Annotated in this window: 21 protein-coding genes; 14 read left to right on the top strand and 7 right to left on the bottom strand. The window is 59.5% G+C overall.

The annotated features are described in order from the left end of the window. Window positions 1–7 precede the first annotated feature (7 nt). Window positions 8–889, top strand: coding sequence for a tRNA (adenosine(37)-N6)-dimethylallyltransferase MiaA (gene miaA / locus ACQZ6F_RS07925; RefSeq protein WP_449092192.1), 882 nt, complete (start codon window positions 8–10; stop codon window positions 887–889). 7 nt (window positions 890–896) lie between these two features. Here miaA and ACQZ6F_RS07920 read toward each other — a convergent pair whose 3' ends face one another. Continuing rightward, complete coding sequence (locus ACQZ6F_RS07920) at window positions 897–2,921, bottom strand: ATP-binding protein (protein WP_449092193.1); 2,025 nt, start codon at window positions 2,919–2,921, stop codon at window positions 897–899. 328 nt (window positions 2,922–3,249) lie between these two features. Between ACQZ6F_RS07920 and ACQZ6F_RS07915 the strand changes: the two genes are divergently transcribed. The 4 genes from ACQZ6F_RS07915 to ACQZ6F_RS07900 all read left to right on the top strand — a co-directional run bounded on the left by ACQZ6F_RS07915 (window position 3,250) and on the right by ACQZ6F_RS07900 (window position 7,467). Continuing rightward, window positions 3,250–5,043 (top strand): acetolactate synthase 3 large subunit, encoded by a 1,794-nt coding sequence (locus tag ACQZ6F_RS07915; RefSeq protein ID WP_449092194.1) that lies wholly within the window; start codon window positions 3,250–3,252, stop codon window positions 5,041–5,043. An 89-nt stretch (window positions 5,044–5,132) separates the two neighbouring features. Next, window positions 5,133–5,705, top strand: coding sequence for an acetolactate synthase small subunit (gene ilvN, locus ACQZ6F_RS07910; protein ID WP_174071602.1), 573 nt, complete (start codon window positions 5,133–5,135; stop codon window positions 5,703–5,705). Between the two features lie 91 nt (window positions 5,706–5,796). Further along, entirely contained in the window at window positions 5,797–6,834 is a 1,038-nt protein-coding gene (locus ACQZ6F_RS07905) for a capsular polysaccharide export protein, LipB/KpsS family (RefSeq protein WP_449092195.1), read from the top strand. 264 nt (window positions 6,835–7,098) lie between these two features. Next, complete coding sequence (locus ACQZ6F_RS07900) at window positions 7,099–7,467, top strand: DUF7677 family protein (protein ID WP_449092196.1); 369 nt, start codon at window positions 7,099–7,101, stop codon at window positions 7,465–7,467. Between the two features lie 103 nt (window positions 7,468–7,570). Here ACQZ6F_RS07900 and ACQZ6F_RS07895 read toward each other — a convergent pair whose 3' ends face one another. Beyond that, window positions 7,571–8,419: an aldo/keto reductase gene (locus ACQZ6F_RS07895; RefSeq protein WP_449092403.1), complete on the bottom strand. Its 849-nt coding sequence runs from the start codon at window positions 8,417–8,419 to the stop codon at window positions 7,571–7,573. A 212-nt stretch (window positions 8,420–8,631) separates the two neighbouring features. On the opposite strand from ACQZ6F_RS07895, the gene ACQZ6F_RS07890 reads away from it, so the two are divergent. The 4 genes from ACQZ6F_RS07890 to ACQZ6F_RS07875 are packed head-to-tail and all read left to right on the top strand — an operon-like array spanning window position 8,632 to window position 10,904. Beyond that, on the top strand, window positions 8,632–9,225 hold the full coding sequence (locus ACQZ6F_RS07890; protein WP_449092197.1) for a LysE family translocator: 594 nt from the start codon (window positions 8,632–8,634) through the stop codon (window positions 9,223–9,225). Between the two features lie 23 nt (window positions 9,226–9,248). Then, the gene (nthA, locus tag ACQZ6F_RS07885; RefSeq protein WP_449092198.1) at window positions 9,249–9,890 is read left to right on the top strand and encodes a nitrile hydratase subunit alpha; all 642 of its coding nucleotides are present in this window, start codon (window positions 9,249–9,251) and stop codon (window positions 9,888–9,890) included. Next, window positions 9,887–10,546 (top strand): nitrile hydratase subunit beta, encoded by a 660-nt coding sequence (gene nthB, locus ACQZ6F_RS07880; protein WP_449092199.1) that lies wholly within the window; start codon window positions 9,887–9,889, stop codon window positions 10,544–10,546. The genes nthA and nthB overlap by 4 nt, the downstream gene beginning before the upstream one ends. Continuing rightward, window positions 10,533–10,904, top strand: coding sequence for a nitrile hydratase accessory protein (locus ACQZ6F_RS07875; protein WP_449092200.1), 372 nt, complete (start codon window positions 10,533–10,535; stop codon window positions 10,902–10,904). Before nthB ends, ACQZ6F_RS07875 begins: the two co-directional genes overlap by 14 nt. Before the next feature lie 6 nt (window positions 10,905–10,910). On the opposite strand, the gene ACQZ6F_RS07870 is transcribed toward ACQZ6F_RS07875, so the two are convergent. Genes ACQZ6F_RS07870 through ACQZ6F_RS07860 form a run of 3 tightly spaced genes read right to left on the bottom strand, consistent with a single transcriptional unit; the run spans window position 10,911 to window position 12,629 of the window. Then, the gene (locus ACQZ6F_RS07870) at window positions 10,911–11,714 is read right to left on the bottom strand and encodes an anti-sigma factor family protein (RefSeq protein WP_449092201.1); all 804 of its coding nucleotides are present in this window, start codon (window positions 11,712–11,714) and stop codon (window positions 10,911–10,913) included. Then, window positions 11,711–12,265 carry an RNA polymerase sigma factor gene (locus ACQZ6F_RS07865; protein ID WP_077468945.1) on the bottom strand — a complete coding sequence of 185 codons (555 nt, stop codon included), beginning with the start codon at window positions 12,263–12,265 and terminating at the stop codon, window positions 11,711–11,713. The genes ACQZ6F_RS07870 and ACQZ6F_RS07865 overlap by 4 nt, the downstream gene beginning before the upstream one ends. After that, the gene (locus ACQZ6F_RS07860; RefSeq protein WP_449092202.1) at window positions 12,249–12,629 is read right to left on the bottom strand and encodes a COG4315 family predicted lipoprotein; all 381 of its coding nucleotides are present in this window, start codon (window positions 12,627–12,629) and stop codon (window positions 12,249–12,251) included. The genes ACQZ6F_RS07865 and ACQZ6F_RS07860 overlap by 17 nt, the downstream gene beginning before the upstream one ends. Window positions 12,630–12,781: 152 nt before the next feature. On the opposite strand from ACQZ6F_RS07860, the gene ACQZ6F_RS07855 reads away from it, so the two are divergent. Beyond that, on the top strand, window positions 12,782–13,909 hold the full coding sequence (locus tag ACQZ6F_RS07855; protein WP_068398620.1) for an ATP-dependent DNA helicase: 1,128 nt from the start codon (window positions 12,782–12,784) through the stop codon (window positions 13,907–13,909). 165 nt (window positions 13,910–14,074) lie between these two features. Beyond that, on the top strand, window positions 14,075–14,827 hold the full coding sequence (locus ACQZ6F_RS07850; RefSeq protein WP_449092203.1) for a pyridoxine 5'-phosphate synthase: 753 nt from the start codon (window positions 14,075–14,077) through the stop codon (window positions 14,825–14,827). Between the two features lie 35 nt (window positions 14,828–14,862). On the opposite strand, the gene ACQZ6F_RS07845 is transcribed toward ACQZ6F_RS07850, so the two are convergent. Continuing rightward, complete coding sequence (locus tag ACQZ6F_RS07845; protein WP_077468940.1) at window positions 14,863–15,231, bottom strand: winged helix-turn-helix transcriptional regulator; 369 nt, start codon at window positions 15,229–15,231, stop codon at window positions 14,863–14,865. A 125-nt stretch (window positions 15,232–15,356) separates the two neighbouring features. Here ACQZ6F_RS07845 and ACQZ6F_RS07840 point away from each other — a divergent pair, with 125 nt between their 5' ends. Both ACQZ6F_RS07840 and ACQZ6F_RS07835 read left to right on the top strand, forming a co-directional pair. After that, window positions 15,357–15,941 carry a glutathione binding-like protein gene (locus ACQZ6F_RS07840; RefSeq protein ID WP_449092404.1) on the top strand — a complete coding sequence of 195 codons (585 nt, stop codon included), beginning with the start codon at window positions 15,357–15,359 and terminating at the stop codon, window positions 15,939–15,941. Between the two features lie 82 nt (window positions 15,942–16,023). Beyond that, window positions 16,024–16,728 (top strand): hypothetical protein, encoded by a 705-nt coding sequence (locus ACQZ6F_RS07835; RefSeq protein WP_449092204.1) that lies wholly within the window; start codon window positions 16,024–16,026, stop codon window positions 16,726–16,728. A 256-nt stretch (window positions 16,729–16,984) separates the two neighbouring features. Here ACQZ6F_RS07835 and ACQZ6F_RS07830 read toward each other — a convergent pair whose 3' ends face one another. Then, window positions 16,985–17,872: an SDR family oxidoreductase gene (locus ACQZ6F_RS07830; protein ID WP_449092205.1), complete on the bottom strand. Its 888-nt coding sequence runs from the start codon at window positions 17,870–17,872 to the stop codon at window positions 16,985–16,987. Window positions 17,873–18,009: 137 nt separating this feature from the next. Between ACQZ6F_RS07830 and ACQZ6F_RS07825 the strand changes: the two genes are divergently transcribed. Continuing rightward, entirely contained in the window at window positions 18,010–18,426 is a 417-nt protein-coding gene (locus ACQZ6F_RS07825; protein ID WP_077468933.1) for a winged helix-turn-helix transcriptional regulator, read from the top strand. Window positions 18,427–18,429 lie beyond the last annotated feature (3 nt).

Genomic DNA, 18,429 nt, shown 5'->3' with positions numbered 1-18,429 from the left:
AAACCTTATGAGCGATATCGACGCGATCCTGATAACCGGGCCGACCGCCAGCGGCAAGTCCGCGCTTGCGGTTGAATTGGCCCGTGCGCATGACGGCGTGGTCATCAATGCCGACAGTATGCAGGTCTATGATACGTTGCGGCTGCTGACTGCACGGCCTTCCGAAGAGGATATGGAAGGCATTCCGCATCATCTCTATGGTCACGTTCCGGCCGGACGGGCTTATTCCACCGGCGTCTGGCTACGCGAGGCCACCGAACTGGTTGCGCGCTTGCGCGGTGAGCGGAAATTGCCCGTTTTCGTCGGCGGAACAGGACTTTATTTCAAGGCGCTGACGGGCGGTCTTTCGGATATGCCGGCCATTCCCCTGGAGATCCGCAACAGCCTGCGCGCACGGTTGCTCGCGGAGGGAGCTGAGATCCTGCATCGCGAGCTTGCCGCTCGTGACGCTCCCGTTGCAGAAAGCCTCAATCCTCAGGATGGCCAGCGCATCGTCCGTGCTCTGGAGGTGATCGAGGCGACGGGGCAATCCATCGCCGCCTATCAAGGCAAGACCGGGCTCGTGGTGATCGATCCTGACCGCGCGCAAAAGATCGTGGTGCTGCCCGAACGCACCCTGCTGCATCAGCGCATCAACGGCCGCTTCGAGGCGATGTTGGCGATGGGGGCCGAAGAGGAGGTGCGGGCTCTGCTGGCGCTGGATCTGCCGGCAGAGATGCCGGTCATGAAGGCGATCGGGGTGTCGCAGATCGCGGCGATGCTGAGGGGCGAGATGACGCGCGACGAGGTTCTTGAAACCGCGTCAGCGGCAACGCGGCAATATGCCAAGCGCCAGATGACCTGGTTTCGCAACCAGATGGATGAAAGCTGGGAGCGCGTCAGCCCCTGAGCTGACATCAATCCTTGTCGTAAAGGCTGCTGAGCGGCTTCTTCAGAATGCTGTCACGCAAGGAAAGGCCGGGCTCGCGCCGCAGCGACGGGGGTGCTTCTCGGGGCGGCAAGGTGCGCGTGCCCGCCGCATCATCGCCTCGGAATTCGCGGCGAAGCTCCGCAAGCTTGCTTTCAATCGATGTCTGTACCGGCAGTTCAGCCTGCAGACCCGCAGCGCGCGGTAGCATATCCGGGCGATATGGTTCGTTTAACGGTGCGTCCATCTCCGCGACACGCGCCGACGTCTGCTCGATGACCAGATCGCTGACTTCGTTTCCGATATCGGCGGCGGCGCTATAACTTTGCTGCAGGGCGCTGATATCGGGGCTGGAAATCGAGCGCATGCGGCTGACGATGGTGCGCAGGTCGACGGTATCCGGCGATTCTTCGCTGGCCTTCGCCGCATTGCCATTGGCTTTCGGCAGCATATGCCCCTCGACGCGCGAAAAACGCATGCGCATCGGCACGGCAATGGCTTCGCCGAATGCGATGGCTTCGCCATTGCCGATCGAAGACAGGAAGCTGGTCGTCGAGATCGAGGAGTTCGGGATAGCCGAGCGGATGATGTCCTGATCGTGGTCGTTGGCAAGGCGCATGGCGAAGAGCGTCGAGCACTGCGACAGGATCGTCTGGTCGAGTTCGCCCGGACGCTGGGTGATGATCCCAAGCGAGACGCCGTATTTGCGGCCTTCCTTGGCGATGCGGGCGATCGCCTGCCGCGTCGGGAAGAAGCCGAGGCTCTGATCGGCGGGGATATAACGGTGCGCTTCCTCGCAGACGACGAGCATGTGGATCGCGCCGTCGCTCCACAGCGCCAGTTCGAAGGCCATGCGGCAGAGGACCGAGGCGACGGAATTAATGACTTCGGACGGGATGCCCGCGAGCTGGAAGGTGCAGATCGGTTTGCCGTCGCCAGGGATGCGGAAGATCTTGGCTATGGTTTCCATGATCGTATCGGTGATCGTATTGTTGGAGAACATGAAATTATAGCGCGGATCGTTGATCGCGGAGATGACGCGCATCTTCAACGAGCGCAGATGCGGCTTCTCCTGACGGCCCTCCAGCCGGCCGATGCGTTCATCGATCAGCGCCAGCAGGTCGGCCATGCGGTAGGGAAGCGGCGTGTCGGCGGTGACGGATGCCTTTTCCGTCTGGCGGCGCATGAAAGCGGAATCGCTGCCGCCGCGGAAGGCGCGCTTCGCCTCGGGAATGAGATCGCGCAACGCATCGAGTTCTTCCGGGACTGCGGGCCGGCCGCGGAAGACGACCTCGCCGAATTCTTCCAGCCGCATCAGCCAGAAGGGCAGGTCGAGGGTATCGGTATCGATGACGACGGCATGCCGCGGGAAGGCGGCGGCGAATTCGTTATGAGGGTCGAGGATCAGGACCCGCAGCTTCGGATCGGTGCTGATGGCCTTGTGCAGCAGCAGCGAGACGGCCGTCGATTTGCCGACACCGGTCGAGCCGACGACGGCGAAATGCTTAGACAACATCGACGGAATATGGATGGCGGCATCGATGCTTTCGTCCTGCGTCAGCTTGCCGATGACACAGCTATTGCCCTTGCCGGCATCGAAAATGCGGATGAGGTCGCTGGCGCGGATACGATGCGCGATCGCGCCGAGATAGGGATAGGCGGAAATGCCGCTGGAGAATTCTTCGCGGCCATCCGGCTCGACGCGAACTTCGCCCAAAAGCTCGACCTCGATGCGGAAGAGGTTGTCCTGCCCTTCGCCCCAGCCGATACTATTGGTATTCATGGAATAGACGAGGGCGGCGACGCGGTTTGACCCGACACTGATGGAAATCAGCTTGCCGACCGACCAGAGCTCGGTCAGGTCGGTGCCTCCGGCCTCGGCGACGGCGGCGATCGTTGCTCTTGAACCGTTGCACGCGACGACACGGCCGAGGAAACGGTTTCCCGGCTTCAGTCTATCGCGGCGATCAAGGTCTCCGGCCTTGCCAGATGTCTGCAGATCATTGTTGAGCAAACGGCTACCCCAAGCGTTGGATGCCGAAGCATAGGGAGAGCGGCTTAACAAAACCCTTTCGGCATCAAGCGCTTTTTATTCGGAGTAGGAAAGGTCGGGATTTTTTATTGCTTAATACGTTGACGCTTCGAAATTTTCTGTCTATCACTCCACCCCATGAAAATCTCTATCGTACTTATCGTGGTGGGAAGGCGCATGGGCAGGATGGTGTAACCATCCGGCGATAGCCACCCATGCGCTAGATGACAGGCTCCCTAAGGGGCCTTTTTTTATGCCCGAAATTGAGATTTCATCCTTCCAAACCTCCAGTAGACAGCGGAACAAACGTATGACCGGCACAGATAATCAGGCGAGCGGCAATCGAATGACAGGCGCGGAGATCGTGTTGCAGGCGCTCAAGGACAACGGCGTCGAACACATCTTCGGTTATCCGGGCGGCGCGGTGCTTCCGATCTACGACGAGATTTTCCAGCAGGACGACATCCAGCACATTCTGGTTCGCCACGAGCAGGGCGCCGGCCACGCGGCCGAAGGCTATGCCCGCTCCACCGGCAAGGTCGGCGTCATGCTGGTTACCTCCGGGCCCGGCGCGACCAATGCCGTCACGCCGCTGCAGGATGCCCTGATGGACTCGATCCCGCTGGTCTGCCTGACCGGCCAGGTTCCGACGTCGCTGATCGGCTCGGACGCCTTCCAGGAATGCGATACGGTCGGCATCACCAGGCCGTGCACCAAGCACAACTGGCTGGTCAAGGACGTCAACCAGCTCGCCGCCGTCATTCATGAAGCCTTCCGCATTGCGCAATCAGGCCGACCCGGTCCTGTCGTCGTCGATATTCCGAAGGATGTTCAGTTCGCCACCGGCACTTATACGCCTCCGGAAGCGCATGATGCACAGAAGAGCTATCAGCCGAAGGTTCAGGGCGATCTCAACAAGATCAATCAGGCCATCGAGTTGATGAAGAATGCACGTCAGCCGGTCATCTATTCCGGCGGTGGTGTCGTCAATTCGGGCCCGGAAGCTTCCAAGCTGCTGCGCGAATTGGTCGAGCTGACTGGCTTCCCGATCACCTCGACGCTGATGGGCCTCGGTGCTTACCCGGCATCGGGCAAGAACTGGCTCGGCATGCTGGGCATGCACGGCTCCTACGAGGCCAACATGGCGATGCATGATTGCGACGTCATGGTCTGTATCGGCGCGCGCTTCGACGACCGTATTACCGGCCGCCTCAATGCCTTCTCGCCGAATTCGAAGAAGATCCACATCGACATCGACCCGTCGTCGATCAACAAGAACGTTCACGTCGATATCGGCATCCTCGGCGATGTCGGCAATGTTCTGGAAGACATGGTTCGCTTGTGGCGGGCGCTGCCGCAGAAGCCGGCTGCTGAACGTCTTGGCGACTGGTGGGGAAATATCGCCCGCTGGCGTGCGCGCAATTCCTTTGCCTACAAGCCGAACGACGATGTCATCATGCCGCAATATGCCATCCAGCGCCTCTACGAGCTGACAAAGCATCGCGACACTTACATCACCACGGAAGTCGGCCAGCACCAGATGTGGGCGGCACAGTTCTATGGTTTCGAACAGCCGAACCGCTGGATGACCTCGGGCGGCCTCGGCACGATGGGCTACGGCCTGCCGGCGGCGCTCGGCGTTCAGATCGCTCATCCGGAAAGCTTGGTCATCGACATTGCCGGTGATGCCTCGATCCAGATGTGCATTCAGGAAATGTCGGCCGCGATCCAGCACAATGCGCCGATCAAGATCTTCATCCTGAACAACCAGTACATGGGCATGGTTCGCCAGTGGCAGCAGCTGCTGCATGGCAACCGCCTGTCCAACTCCTATACGGAAGCGATGCCCGATTTCGTCAAGCTGGCCGAAGCCTATGGCGCAGTAGGCCTGCGTTGCGAAAAGCCAGGCGATCTCGATGCGATGATCCAGGAGATGATCGACGTCGACAAGCCGGTCATTTTCGATTGCCGCGTCGCCAATCTCGCCAACTGCTTCCCGATGATCCCCTCGGGCAAGGCGCATAACGAGATGCTGCTGCCGGATGAAGCCACCGACGAGGTTGTTGCAAACGCCATCGACGCCAAGGGTCGCCAGCTCGTTTGATCGCATAGCCGGGGCAGGGTAGAGACCATGCCCCGGCAGTCGATCTCGTTGGCATAGCGAACAGAACCTTAGGAAACGGAACAAGGACAATGAACGCACACCTTCAACCCACCGGCTCAGCCTATTTTATCTCGCCGGAGACCGCAGTCGCCGAGAGCCACACGCTTTCTGTACTGGTCGACAACGAGCCCGGCGTTCTCGCCCGCGTCATCGGCCTTTTCTCCGGCCGGGGCTACAACATCGAAAGCCTCACGGTTTCGGAGACTGAACATCAGGCGCATCTGTCGCGCATCACCGTCGTCACGCGGGGCACGCCGCAGGTGCTCGAGCAGATCAAGGCACAGCTTGAGCGTATCGTTCCCGTTCACCGCGTCGTCGATCTGACAGTGCGCGCCCGCGAACTCGGCCAGGAGCGGCCGATCGAGCGCGAAGTGGCGCTGCTGAAGGTGACCGGAAGCGGCGAGACCCGCGCCGAGACGCTGCGGCTGGCCGATGCCTTCCATGCCAAGGTGGTGGACGCAACCGTCGAGCACTTCATTCTCGAGATCACCGGCAAGTCCTCGAAGATCGATCAGTTCATCGCCATCATCAAGCCGCTCGGCCTGATCGAAGTCTGCCGTACCGGCATCGCAGCGATGAATCGCGGCTCGCAGGGGATGTAATGACCCTCTGTCATTGACCGGCTTGCGGGCGTCGCCTAGCCTTTGCGACGCTCGGGCCGATCGACGGCTTGATTTATACGGGGTAGCAGAGGTGGCGGCCGTCGCTGGCGAGATTTTTCCCGATATCGGCGAAAAGCCCTGGCATCCGCCGGCGGACATGCGGCTCGGCGCCGCCTTCTTCGTGCGCAATGATTTTCCCTGGCTCAATCAATATTTCGGAAAGCAGAGGCTTGCCTCGGTTGTCTCACCCGGCATAGGCGGCATCATTTCTTGGGGTGGCCGCATATCCGCCAAGACGGCGGCGGCCATTGCCCGGTTTCGTCATCTGCCGCACTGGTATCTGGAGGATGGTTTTCTCCGTTCCGTCGGGCTCGGCAAGGCGGGGGCTATTCCGCTTTCCATCGTGATGGATGATCTCGGCTTGCCCGTCGATGCAAACCGGCCGTCACGCCTTGAACGTCTCATAGAGGGCGCCGGCGATGCGGGTGCTCTCGGTAGCGCCGTTCGGGAGCAGATCGTTCTCAACAGACTATCGAAATATAATCATTTGCCGCATCGACCGCCCCGGATCGAACGGACGGGCAAGCGCCGCATCCTGCTGGTCGATCAGGTGGTCGGGGATGTTTCGGTCGGCAGGGCGCTCGGTTCGGAAGCTTCTTTCAAGAAGATGTTGGCCGATGGGCTGGCAAGCGGCGCGCAATGCCTGATCCGCACCCATCCCGATGTCATGGCCGGACTTCGCAAGGGATATCTGACTGCAGATGCCGCAAAGGGGGATGCAGTGCTGGTCGACGATGCCGTATCCGTGGCCTCGATCCTCGAAGTTGTCGACGAGGTCTGGACAGTCTCCAGCCAGTTCGGTTTCGATGCGCTGCTGCGCGGGCTTCCGGTCCGCTGCTATGCCGCGCCGTTCTATGCCGGCTGGGGCGTGACGCAGGATCACTACGGCGTCTACACCAAGGCGGCGCTGGCAGGCAGGCGCACCAAGCTGCGGACCGTCGACCAGATTGCCGCTGCCGCCTTTTCGCTTTATCCGACCTATCGCGACCCGACGGACTGGCGGGAGATCGACGTCTTTCAGGCGATCGAGTTGATCGTCGCGCAGCAGAGGGCGGCGGCTCTTGGCTAGGTCCCGAACATAGTCTTCGACCGATAAGACATTCATCCCCCTATTCAAAGACACCGACTGTCATGGAAGGTTTGCTACTTGCTCCTTTCGGGAAACCAATTTGCGGATGGAGCTGTAACTTTCCCATCACACCAGCTGCAGAGAAAGTGCGCTCGCCTATTGCCAATGGAACATCGGAGGCATTTTTTGCCAGACGACAGGTGTTGTTTGACCTCTCAGATCGAGAGAGGTGTTTTTTAAATGCGCGAAAGATGGAGGGTATGAATGGATAACTTAAAAGAAGAGGGTAAGCCTCGCCGGATGCATCCCGATCTTCGCGGAGCAATAGCTAGATTTTCCCTTTGGATTGCGAACGGTTCGGTTGGATACCCATTGCTTGAGGGCGTGGATTATTCGGAAGTGCTCCATGAACCGAGCGCAATGGAAACACTTTTCACCGTTTTTACGAACAACATGGAGTTAAATGAGGAAGGTGCCCCTTTGAACTCCCGATACTGCGAGGAGCGTGCCGCTCAATGGCTTCGTCAGTATTGCGACCCGGACTATGTAGTTGATCCACCGTGGGCCGATCACGAGCACGAGCCGCATTGGCCACCCGTTTTGGAAAACGCGCCGGGCTGGCAACCTCGGTAACGGCGCTCTCATAGTATTCTCAATCGAAAAACTTGCTAGCTGTACCTCGCAAGACGGCTTGGTCGGTTTGGGTGCGACGCTACGTTGATTTCGTCTACACAGCCTACAGCATGTCCAACGACTTCTTTCGCGATGGCGGCGGGAAAGCGGCATCGAGGACGGCCCAATCCTCGTCGGTAATGTCGAGGTCAATGCAGCCGCGATTTTCCTCGATGCGCTGCGGGTTCGAGGATTTCGGAATGGCCATCACGCCGTCGCGTTCCAGCAGGAAGGCAAGCGCGACCTGGGCGGGCGTGGCTTGATAGGTCTTGGCGATGTGGATCAAATCCGAATGGTCGAGCAGGCGGCCCTGTTCAATGGGGGAATAGGCCATGATCGGAATGCTGCGCTCCTGGCACCAGGGCAGCAGATCATATTCGATGCCGCGCCGGGCCAGATTGTAGAGCACCTGATTGGCCGCGACATTGCCGCCGTTTGGCACCGCGAGCAGTTCATCCATATCGTCGACGTCGAAATTCGACACGCCCCAGGCCTCGATCTTGCCGGCCGCCTTCAGTTTTTCGAAGGCTTCCACCGTTTCTTCCAACGGATGATTGCCGCGCCAATGGAGCAGGTAAAGATCGATGCGATCGGTCTTCAGGCGCCTCAGGCTGCGCTCGCAAGCTTCCACCGCGCCTTTGAGGCTTGCATTGGCAGGATAGACCTTGCTCACAAGAAAAACCTCGTCGCGCCGACCTTCTATGGCCTGCCCGACGACTTCCTCTGAGCCACCATCCGCATACATTTCGGCGGTGTCGATCAGCGTCATGCCGAGATCCAGTCCGGTTTTCAGGCTGGTGATCTCATCCCGGGCGCGGGAGGCGTCATCACCCATATTCCATGTCCCCTGGCCGAGCGCGGGAACGGCAATGCCGGAGGGGAGAGTGACGGTGGGAATCGGGTCTCGCATGATATGTCCTCACTTCTAGGAGCGAAGGATAGGTTCATTCTGCCGCTTTTCAATCGACAGTACTGATGTCACCGTGACAATCGCCCTATGGCTTTCGGATTTGGCGCGAATTAATGTCGCCTCAGGCATGCGTCGGTTTATCCGCGCGTGGACAATGTCTATTGAAAAGAATTTGGATGCCGCCCTTTGTCACATACGGTGTCCGGGGAGGCTTCATGGCGCTGGATACATTTCTGGCTCTTCTTCTGTTTGCATTCACGACCTCGATCACGCCAGGGCCGAACAATATGATGCTGTTTACATCCGGCGTGAATTTCGGTTTCCGGCGCACCATCCCGCATATGCTCGGCATCGGCGTCGGCTTCTTTGTGCTGCTGATTGCTGTTGGATTGGGACTGGGCGCGGTTCTGCACACCGTACCGCTGCTCTATACTGTGCTGAAATTCGCCGGCGGGGCCTATCTCGTCTGGATCGCCTGGAAGATCGGCACGTCACGCAGCCTGAGCGAGAGTGAAAGCAATGCGCAGCCGATGAGCTTCATCAGCGCCGCCGCCTTTCAATGGGTCAATCCCAAGGCGTGGGTAATGGCCGTCACCGCCATGGCTACCTATACCAACGAGCAACTCTATCTGTTCAGCGTGCTGGTGGTCGGCCTGGCCTTTGCAGCGGTGAACGTTCCAAGCGTCTCGACCTGGGCCGGCTTCGGCTCGGCCCTGCGGGACTGGCTGTCGGTTCCCGTTCGGCTCAAATGGTTCAACATCACCATGGCGGTGCTGCTGGTGCTCAGCCTCTGGCCGATGCTAAAGTAGATCGGAAAAGACAGGAGGCAGCCATGTCCCATGAGCATCCCGATGATGATGACCGCCATCATCATGACCACGACAACAGCTATTCCGACATGCAGGCGCGCGTGAAGGCGCTGGAGACGCTGCTGACGGAAAAGGGGTTGATCGATCCGGCTGCGATCGACCGGATCGTCGAAACCTACGAGACGAAGGTCGGGCCGCGCAACGGGGCGCAGGTGGTGGCAAAAGCCTGGAGCGACCCCGCCTTTGCCGACTGGCTGCGGCGCGATGCGACGGCTGCTATCGCGAGCCTCGGTTTCACTGGCCGACAGGGCGAGCATATGCGCGCCGTGTTCAATACGCCGGATACCCATAATCTGGTCGTCTGCACGCTTTGCTCCTGCTATCCGTGGTCCGTGCTCGGGCTGCCGCCCGTCTGGTACAAGGCGCCGGCCTATCGCTCGCGCGCCGTGATTGATCCACGTGGGGTGCTGGCCGAGTTTGGTCTGGCATTGCCACAGGAAACCAAGGTCCGTGTCTGGGATTCGACGGCGGAGCTACGTTATCTGGTCATCCCGCAACGGCCTGCCGGTTCTGAAGATCTGGACGAGGCTGATTTGGCCGATCTCATCAGCCGCGATGCCATGATCGGAACGGCGCTCGCGAGATCCCCGGAGGCGGAGCTATGAACGGGCCGCACGATCTCGGCGGGCAGATGGGCTTCGGTCCGGTCGCACCGGAACAGAACGAACCGTATTTCCATGCCGAATGGGAAAAGCGCGCGCTCGGCATCACGCTCTCCTGCGGTGCGTTTGGCGCCTGGAACATTGACGAGAGCCGGCACGCGCGGGAAAACATTCCGCCATCAGACTATCTCGCCGCCAGCTACTACGAAATCTGGACGAGAGGCATCGATACACTGCTGGAGCGGCATGGCTTTGCCACGGCCGAGGAGCTGCGAACCGGCCATTCCCTCCAGCAGGGAAGAGCGCCGAAGCGGGTTCTAAAGGCGGATATGGTCGATGCCGTGCTCGCCAAGGGTGGTCCTTGCGATCGGCCAGTCGATACGGCGCCACTTTTTGCCGTCAGCGATCGCGTGCGCACGAAGAATTTCAACCCGACCGGCCATACGAGGCTACCGCGATATGCTCGCGCCAAGACCGGTGTTGTCGAGGCGGTGCAGGGCTCCTTTGTCTTTCCGGATGATAATGCCCATGGCCGTGGCGAGAATCCGCAATGGGTTTACACAGTCGTCTTCGACGGTCTGGAAATCTGGGGTGAGGGCGCCGATCCCTCGCTGACGATCTCCATCGACGCCTGGGAGAGCTATATTGAGCGCGTGTGAGGTCGCTTCGTCACTGGCGCAGTCACCGGAGCTGCCGAAATCTGCTGATGGCGAACCGGTTTTTCCGGAACCCTGGGCTGCCGAAGCCTTCGCCATGACCGTGCATCTGCATGAGAAAGGCGTGTTTGCGTGGAGCGAATGGGCAGAACGGCTTTCGGCCGAGCTGCACAAACCGGGTCGTGCGCCTGACGGCAACGATTATTTCGACTGCTGGGTGGCGGCTCTCTGCAATCTGCTGGTGGCGAAGGGTATTGCCGATGCCAGTGCGATCCTAACTTTGCAGCAAAGCTGGCAGCGCGCGGCGGAGGCAACACCGCACGGACAGCCGATTGCGCTGGAAAACGATCCGCAGCGTTAGGCAGCCCTAAGACGAGAATTGCTTGTAGCATTCGTCCGCAACCCGCTGAAGCATCTCGCGGGAGATTTCGCCGGTCACGGTGTAACCGAGGCTGCCATCGATCCAGTAGAAGGTCTCGACGTCACCGTTGCTGGCGAAACGGAAGCTGGTCGTCGTGTTTGCGGTGTTGTGGCCGACAAGCACGGTCAGACGTTGGCCGCCGGCATTTTCATACATGAACATGGCGCCCGGCGTGCCGTTGATCGGTAGCAGTCTGCCGCCCACCAGCTGGAAACCAAGTACCTGCAGGCTCGGCACCTTGAGGCCGGCAACATTCATGCGTTTGCCGAGCCATGTGGCGAGATGCGCTTCCTGATCCGCGCCGACTTCGACTGGATGTCGCACCTCGCTCGCATAGACGATGAAGGCGGAGTGGGCCTGTTGTGGCCAGGCTTCCATGGCGGTCAATTGCAATTCGGGTCTCGCAAACAGATCCGGGCCGAAATGGCCGGCCACGGCGCCGGCGAGGAAGAGCGTCAGCGAGGCAGCAAACATAATTAGCCGGCGAAATTTATGTGGCGCCGCCTTCTCTTCAAGCAGAGCTCTTCTGCTTCTTGCGATCAGATCCGGATCATCCTCCCTGGAGATCCCATAGGGAGCGAACAGGGCCTTGATGCCATCGCTCTGGGTCTGCCATGCGGCGACGGTGGCGGCGTCTTTCGGATTTTCGGCAAGCCATGCCTCCATCTGCGCCTGTCTTTCCGGCGGCAGCTGGCCGTCGGCAAAGGCGTGGAGATCCGCTTCGGTCACGGTGGGGTTGCGTTCGGTCATTTTGGCCTCCGAAGCGTAATGACATTGTCGGCGCTCATCAGGCTGGTCATCTTCTGGCGCGCGCGAGACAGGCGCGACATGACGGTGCCGATCGGGATATCCAGCATGTCAGCGACGTCCTGATAGCTGTAGCCTTCGACGACGACGAGCATCAGCACTGCGCGATACTCCTCGCTCAGGCTATTGAGGGCTATCTCCAGCCGCGAGCGTTCCAGCGGGTCATTATCCGTTTCGGTCGCAGGCAGATGATTATTGTCGTCGATATCGACGAAGCTGCGGTTGCCTTGCTGGCGCAATCCGTTGCGATAGATATTGGTCATGATGGTGAGAACCCAGCCGCGCAGGTTCAGCCCGCGCCACTGGTCGCGTCGCGTCAACACCTTTTCCACGCAGTCCTGCAGCAGGTCCTCGCCGTCGGCGTCGGAGCGCGTGAGACTGCGCGAATAACGTCGCAGCGAGGGGAGGAGCGTCAGCACCTCCGCCTCGAAACTATCGGGCGCGGACGGGGATGTCGCCGCGCCCTTTCCGGTCCTGTCAGGGCCGTGCGGCATTCCAGACGTCCTTAAAGCCATCGCCGGCGACATCGCCGGACTTTGCATCCTTAACGAAGAAATAGAGTGGCACGCCGTCCTTTGCCCACTGTTTCATCCCGTCCTTGCGGGTGATGATGGAATATGCACCTTCCGCCTTGGCTTTGTCATCGGCCATCAACGGCGGCCAGGCTTTGGCGCAATCGCCGTTGCAGTTGGATTCACCCGACTTGTCGTTCTTGAAGGTGTAAAGCGTCATGCCGTTTTCGCCGGCAAGGACCTTGCCCTTGGCGCTGTCGACTGTCTTCACCGGCGCAGCGGCGAAGGCGACTGTGGCAAAGGCGGATGCGGCGGCAAGCGCCGCCAGGAATGTCACGGTCTTCATGATATCTCTCCTCGGGTGATGGACGCATATCCGTCCAGGCCTCGCATTCTGCGCTGCCGGATGTGAGACACGCTCCGTTCTTATTTTATTCCCGGCCGCGGGCATGTTTTTTACGGCTTGCGTCCGGAGACCGAATCCTGCCAAGTCGACCGATGCAATTTGCGCCACAACAAGATGAAGCGCTCAAGGCCGTTGCCAAATGGCTGAAGGAAGGGCGCTCCCCGCTGTTTCGCCTGTTCGGCTATGCCGGCACGGGCAAGACGACGCTTGCGCGGCATTTTGCCGAGCATGTCGATGGCGAAGTCCTGTTTGCGGCCTTTACCGGCAAGGCGGCGCAGGTGCTGCGTTCGCGCGGAGCCAGCAACGCCAAAACAATCCATTCGCTGATCTACCGTCCGCGCGGCGAAGAATCCGTCGAGGATGAGGAAACCGGCAAGACGTCGATCGCGCCGATGTTCACCATCAACCGCCAGAGCCCCGTAGCCAAGGCCGCGCTGATCATCGTCGACGAATGCTCGATGGTGGACGAGGCGCTCGGCAAGGATTTGATGAGTTTCGGCACGCCGATCCTCGTGCTTGGCGACCCCGGCCAGTTGCCGCCGATCTCAGGCGGTGGCTTCTTCACCGATCAGGAGCCCGACTATCTGCTGACCGATATTCACCGCCAGGCCCGTGACAACCCGATCATCCAGCTCGCTATGCATGTGCGTGAGGGCAAGGAGATCATGCACGGCGATTACGGGACGGCGCAGGTGATTTCGAAGAACGAGGTCACGCAGGCTCTGGTCATGGAGGCGGATCAGGTGCTCGTCGGCACCAACCGAACCCGCAAGCGCTACAATCAACGCCTGCGCGAACTCAAGGGCTTTTCGACCGAATATCCGCAATCCGGCGACAAGCTCGTCTGCCTGCGCAATGACCCCGCCAAGGGCCTGCTCAACGGTTCGCTCTGGCAGGTGATGACCTCTTCCAAGGAAACGACTAAGCCCGGTATCAACCTGCTGATCCGGCCGGAAGACGACGACATGGACAGGGGTGCGGCGAAGATCAAGCTGCTGAAGCAGGCCTTCGAGGATGTCGAGGGCGAGATCCCGTGGTCGACCCGCAAGCGCTATGACGAGTTCGATTACGGCTATGCGCTGACAGTACACAAGGCGCAGGGCTCGCAGTGGAACAATGTCGTGCTGTTCGATGAAAGCTGGGCGTTCCGCGATACGCGTGAACGCTGGCTTTATACGGCTATCACCCGCGCCGCCGAAACGCTGACGATCGTCCGATAACATCGCGCTTGTGGCGCTGCGGCCTATCTGTCACCGAGTGGTGACCGATGTTCCGAACGTCCATCAAAGTTTTGCATGGGTTGATGTCGGAATCTCGTTGGTTTTGCTGGCCATAATGGCATAAAACGGCGCTACCATCCGGTCTGAAAATCAGGGATTTCGATCATGCCCGCCAAGCTTTCCGTGAACCTCAACGCCATCGCTATGCTGCGCAACCGGCGTGACCTTCCCTGGCCGAGCGTCACGGGACTTGGCCGTATCGCGCTTGCGGCGGGCGCGAGCGGTCTCACGGTGCATCCGCGGCCCGACCAGCGTCATGTCCGCTTTTCCGATCTGCCCGAAATCCGCGCGCTGATCGATGACGAATTTCCGGAGGCGGAGTTCAATATCGAGGGCTACCCCTCCGACGAATTCTTCGATCTCTGTGCTTCGGCCGAGCCTGAGCAGGTGACGCTGGTGCCCGATGATCCCACACAGGCGACATCGGATCACGGCTGGGATTTCCGCAAGAACCGCGAGCTGCTGGTCGATGTCGTCGCCAAATACAAGAAGATCGGCTGCCGCGTGTCGCTGTTTGCCGATGGCGACGGTGATGTTGACGCGGTGAAGATTGCCAGGGAAGTCGGCGCCGATCGCATCGAGCTCTACACCGGCCCTTACGGCGGTTGCTATGATGATCCGCAGAAGGCCGCCGTCATTCTCGAAGCGCTCGGCAAAACAGCCGACGCCGCCTTCGCCAACGGCCTTGACGTCAATGCCGGCCACGACCTGACGGTTGCCAACTTGCCGGCGCTCGTGAAGCGCATTCCGAAGCTCGCCGAAACCTCGATCGGCCATGGGCTGACCGCCGATGCGCTGGAATATGGCATGGCCGAAACGGTGCGGCGCTTCCGCCGGGCTTGCGGGCAGGTGGTCTAATCAGCGACGATCGTAAGCATCGGATCGCTGCTTCATCAAAGCTGACGAGTGTCGTAGTGAAGGCGGTTGTCTTCGATCTCTCCCCGATGGGCTGCAGCCCAATCGGCGAGATGACGCGCGGTTTCCGACAGGGAATGTCCGAGCGGCGTTAGCGTGTATTCGACCTGTGGCGGGGTGCTGTGGTGAACGGTGCGCTCGACCATGCCGTCGCGCTCCAGCGTCTTAAGCGTCCTCGTCAGCATTTGCTGCGAGATACCCACCACACGCCGCTTGATTCCGTTGAAGCGCTGCGAGCCCGCGCGAAGTACGACAACCACCTGGATCGTCCACTTGTCGCCGACGCGGCTGAGGATTTCGCTCACGCCCTTACAGTCGGCTCCTGCGGGCTTGACGGTCACATCCATCTGACCTGCTCCTAAAAATATGCTTTTGACCGTTAGTTTTTGGTCCCATAAATGGCTGTGGTCAACATTGTAGACCTTATCTTCGACCGGGAAATGTCGAGATGGGGCCACCCACGGAGACCACCATGAACCTCTTCTACTATCCCGCCGCCTGCAGCCTGGCTGATCACATAGCGCTTATCGAGGCCGGGCTTCCCTACAAGCTCCTCAGCATCAACCGCGAGAAAAAGACCGAAGATGGCCGGGATTTTCTGTCGATTAATCCGAAGGGTTATATCCCAACCCTTGAGATGGACGACGGGGCGATCCTCACGGAGAACCAGGTCATCCTGGCCTATATTGCGGAACAGAGCGGCAAACTCCTGCCCGACGATAACATTCTCAGGTGGCGGACCTTCGAGGCGCTCGCCTTCATGTCCTCGGAGATCCATGCAAGCTACACCCCTTTTTTCAGGGATTTCCCAGAGCCGGAGAAGGATCGCGCCCGCGAGAAGCTCAAGAAGTCCTTCGCCATCCTTGCCGATCAGATGGGCGACAAGGCATTCCTGGTGAGCAATGAGATGACGATTGCCGATTGCTATCTTTTCTGGGTTCTGATGGTCGCGCCGAGAAGCGGCGTCGAACTGCCGGAAAATCTTCAGAACTGCCTGGATCGCATGAAGGCGATGCCATCCGTGATCAGGGCGCTCAAGGAAGAGGGATTGAGCTGATCGGGCGGCAGTCCGAACGAGCTGAGCATTTCCCGGCCAGACGCACCCCCGATAGCGGTGCATCTGGCCGGGAAAGCCGAGAGTGAACGAATGGCCGCGTGGCGTGATCCGTCGAGACCTTCGTCCGCCTTCGGCGCAAAGCGGGCAGCATATTCGTTATCATTCTCAATCAAGGCAGCAACTGATAGATTGCACGGCAAAGCTGCGAGCAATCGTAACTCTTGTCACCGACGTGACAGCTTTCATGACCTCTGGTATTTCCAGAATCGCGCTCAGGTTGGGAGAGACTTTCATGAAAAAGCACGCTGTAGCTCTGATGATGGTACTTGCGATCTGCATCCCCATCGCCACAATGAAACCCGCTTTTGCCGCAGATGATGTATGTGCGCCCGTCAGGGCGATGTTGGAAAAATTCAATGTTACATCGCGAATTCGCTTGGTCGGCACCAATAAGGTTAAGGCAATCAATTTCACAAGCCTATTTGTTGACACCAAGCAGTGGTGGCATGAAGATTCTAAACCGTGGCATATAGAGCCGCGCCAATATTCAAAAACCAGCGATCTTGAGAACTGCGAGCATCTCGGCAGCGAAATTATAGATGGAATCCGGACCGAAATTTGGAATTACGACCACTTAGCGTACCAGCAGGTTGACTACTTTAAGATTTGGATATCCGATGATACAGGGTTGCCGGTGAAATCCCATTTCAAGCGGGTCCGGCCTAAAGCGTTTATCGAGTGGGACGGCACTTACACGTACGGCTCTGATATCAAAGATCCCGTTTGAACTAGAGCACGTCGTCCTCGATATAAGTCATCGTCGGCTTCCCAATGGCCGTTTATTGCGCAAACACCCCAAAGGATCGCCGGCAAACGGCCGGTGGTATGGGGTGTGTAATTTCGACCGGTTTGTCGATGCGGTGCGTTTGGAAGTTGTGTACAAAGCGTGAAACTTCCCCCGCCCCGCATGGCGGGGAGAGGGTTGGGGCGAGGGCCAGGCAAAGGCTTGCAGCAATGTCAGACCAGCCTGACGAGCCGAACAATCAGCCGAGCAAAGCGGCTTTGTGTTCTTCGACGAAGCTGCGCAGCGTCTGCGGCTCCTTGCCGGTCAGCTTGTTGAAATCATTTGTCAGGATGTCGAATTTGCCGGCGCGGGTGTTGGCGTCGGCGGAGACGAGCATGTCGACCACGAATTTCGGCAAGCCGGCGCCAGTCAGGCCGCCAGCAAACTGCTCGTCATTGACCGCAACGACTTCCAGCGGGCGGCCGGTGATCTTGCTGACAACGGATGCTACGTCTTCGATCGTCAACGATGTGGAGCCGGTCAGAGTGTAGGTCGCATTTTCGGTGGTGTCGGAAGCGAGTGCCGCTGCAATGGCGAGTGCGCAATCTTCGCGGCTGATATTGCTGGTACGGCCGCCGGCAGTGGCGGTGTACCACTTGCCGACTTCAAGGCTATGCGGCAGGCCCAAGAGATAATTGTCGAAATACCAGGCATCGCGCAGGATCGTATAGCCGATGCCGCTGGCCTTGATGGCGTTTTCCGTGCCGAGATGGTCGGGTGCGAAGGTGACGAGCGAACCTTCCGGCGCCGGCATGGAGGTGTAGAGGATGTGCTTCACGCCGGCCTTCTTCGCAGCTTCGACGGCAGCCGTGTGCTGTTTCAGGCGCAGGCCGGGAACGGCAAGCGCGTCGGTGCTGATGATCAGCAGCCGATCGACGCCGGCAAAGGCGGTGGCAAGCGTGGCAGCATCGTCGAAATCGGCCTTGCGGGTGACGACGCCCTTGGCGGCGAGATCGGCAAGCTTCTCCGGGCTGCGGGTGGCGGCAATGATACGACCGGGTGCTACCTTGTATGTCTCCAGTAGGTGATGAATGACACGCTGGCCGAGCTGGCCGGCGGCACCGGTGACGAGAAGAGTGCTGCTCATGACTTTATCCTTGTTTGACCGCCGCGGACTTGCAGAGGTTGGTTGCTCTCAAAAAGAGACTAGCACTACATTGGTGTTTGACTTCGACCTGTAAAGGAGGCAGTTTTTTAGCTCAACGTTACCAAAAGGGAACCGGCATGAGCGCCAGCACCGTCGTCAATTTGCGCAGCATAGATCCGCCGCTGCGCGACGTCGACCTTAGCAATCTCGATTTCTCCAATTGTCCGGTGCGAGACCTGATCTCGCAGATCGGCGGCAAATGGTCGGTGCTGCTTCTCGAAACATTGGCGAAGCGGCCTTACCGCTTCGGCGAGTTGCGCCGCCTCGTGCCTGATATTTCCCAGCGCATGCTGACACAGACATTGCGTGACCTGCAGCGCGATGGCTATGTCGACCGCGAGGTTTTCCCAACCAAGCCGCCAAGCGTCGAATACAGCATGACCAATCTCGGCCGTTCGCTGTACGAGCCGCTGGCCATGCTCTTGAACTGGGCGGAGGCCAATCATGAGGCCGTGCGTGCAGCACGCGTCCGTTTCGATCAATCGCCGGACTGAGCC

The sequence above is a fragment of the Rhizobium sp. A22-96 genome (assembly GCF_053521805.1).
Note: the sequence above shows the minus strand (reverse complement) of the source record. Positions and strands in the feature narration are given on the sequence as shown.

What these genes read in the sequence shown, in the direction of transcription:
- miaA (WP_449092192.1), top strand. Translation starts at nt 8, where the DNA reads ATGAGCGATATCGACGCGATCCTGATAACCGGGCCGACCGCCAGCGGC.
- ACQZ6F_RS07915 (WP_449092194.1), top strand. Translation starts at nt 3,250, where the DNA reads ATGACCGGCACAGATAATCAGGCGAGCGGCAATCGAATGACAGGCGCG.
- ilvN (WP_174071602.1), top strand. Translation starts at nt 5,133, where the DNA reads ATGAACGCACACCTTCAACCCACCGGCTCAGCCTATTTTATCTCGCCG.
- ACQZ6F_RS07900 (WP_449092196.1), top strand. Translation starts at nt 7,099, where the DNA reads ATGGATAACTTAAAAGAAGAGGGTAAGCCTCGCCGGATGCATCCCGAT.
- ACQZ6F_RS07890 (WP_449092197.1), top strand. Translation starts at nt 8,632, where the DNA reads ATGGCGCTGGATACATTTCTGGCTCTTCTTCTGTTTGCATTCACGACC.
- nthA (WP_449092198.1), top strand. Translation starts at nt 9,249, where the DNA reads ATGTCCCATGAGCATCCCGATGATGATGACCGCCATCATCATGACCAC.
- nthB (WP_449092199.1), top strand. Translation starts at nt 9,887, where the DNA reads ATGAACGGGCCGCACGATCTCGGCGGGCAGATGGGCTTCGGTCCGGTC.
- ACQZ6F_RS07870 (WP_449092201.1), bottom strand. Translation starts at nt 11,714, where the DNA reads ATGACCGAACGCAACCCCACCGTGACCGAAGCGGATCTCCACGCCTTT.
- ACQZ6F_RS07865 (WP_077468945.1), bottom strand. Translation starts at nt 12,265, where the DNA reads ATGCCGCACGGCCCTGACAGGACCGGAAAGGGCGCGGCGACATCCCCG.
- ACQZ6F_RS07860 (WP_449092202.1), bottom strand. Translation starts at nt 12,629, where the DNA reads ATGAAGACCGTGACATTCCTGGCGGCGCTTGCCGCCGCATCCGCCTTT.
- ACQZ6F_RS07855 (WP_068398620.1), top strand. Translation starts at nt 12,782, where the DNA reads ATGCAATTTGCGCCACAACAAGATGAAGCGCTCAAGGCCGTTGCCAAA.
- ACQZ6F_RS07850 (WP_449092203.1), top strand. Translation starts at nt 14,075, where the DNA reads ATGCCCGCCAAGCTTTCCGTGAACCTCAACGCCATCGCTATGCTGCGC.
- ACQZ6F_RS07845 (WP_077468940.1), bottom strand. Translation starts at nt 15,231, where the DNA reads ATGGATGTGACCGTCAAGCCCGCAGGAGCCGACTGTAAGGGCGTGAGC.
- ACQZ6F_RS07840 (WP_449092404.1), top strand. Translation starts at nt 15,357, where the DNA reads ATGAACCTCTTCTACTATCCCGCCGCCTGCAGCCTGGCTGATCACATA.
- ACQZ6F_RS07830 (WP_449092205.1), bottom strand. Translation starts at nt 17,872, where the DNA reads ATGAGCAGCACTCTTCTCGTCACCGGTGCCGCCGGCCAGCTCGGCCAG.
- ACQZ6F_RS07825 (WP_077468933.1), top strand. Translation starts at nt 18,010, where the DNA reads ATGAGCGCCAGCACCGTCGTCAATTTGCGCAGCATAGATCCGCCGCTG.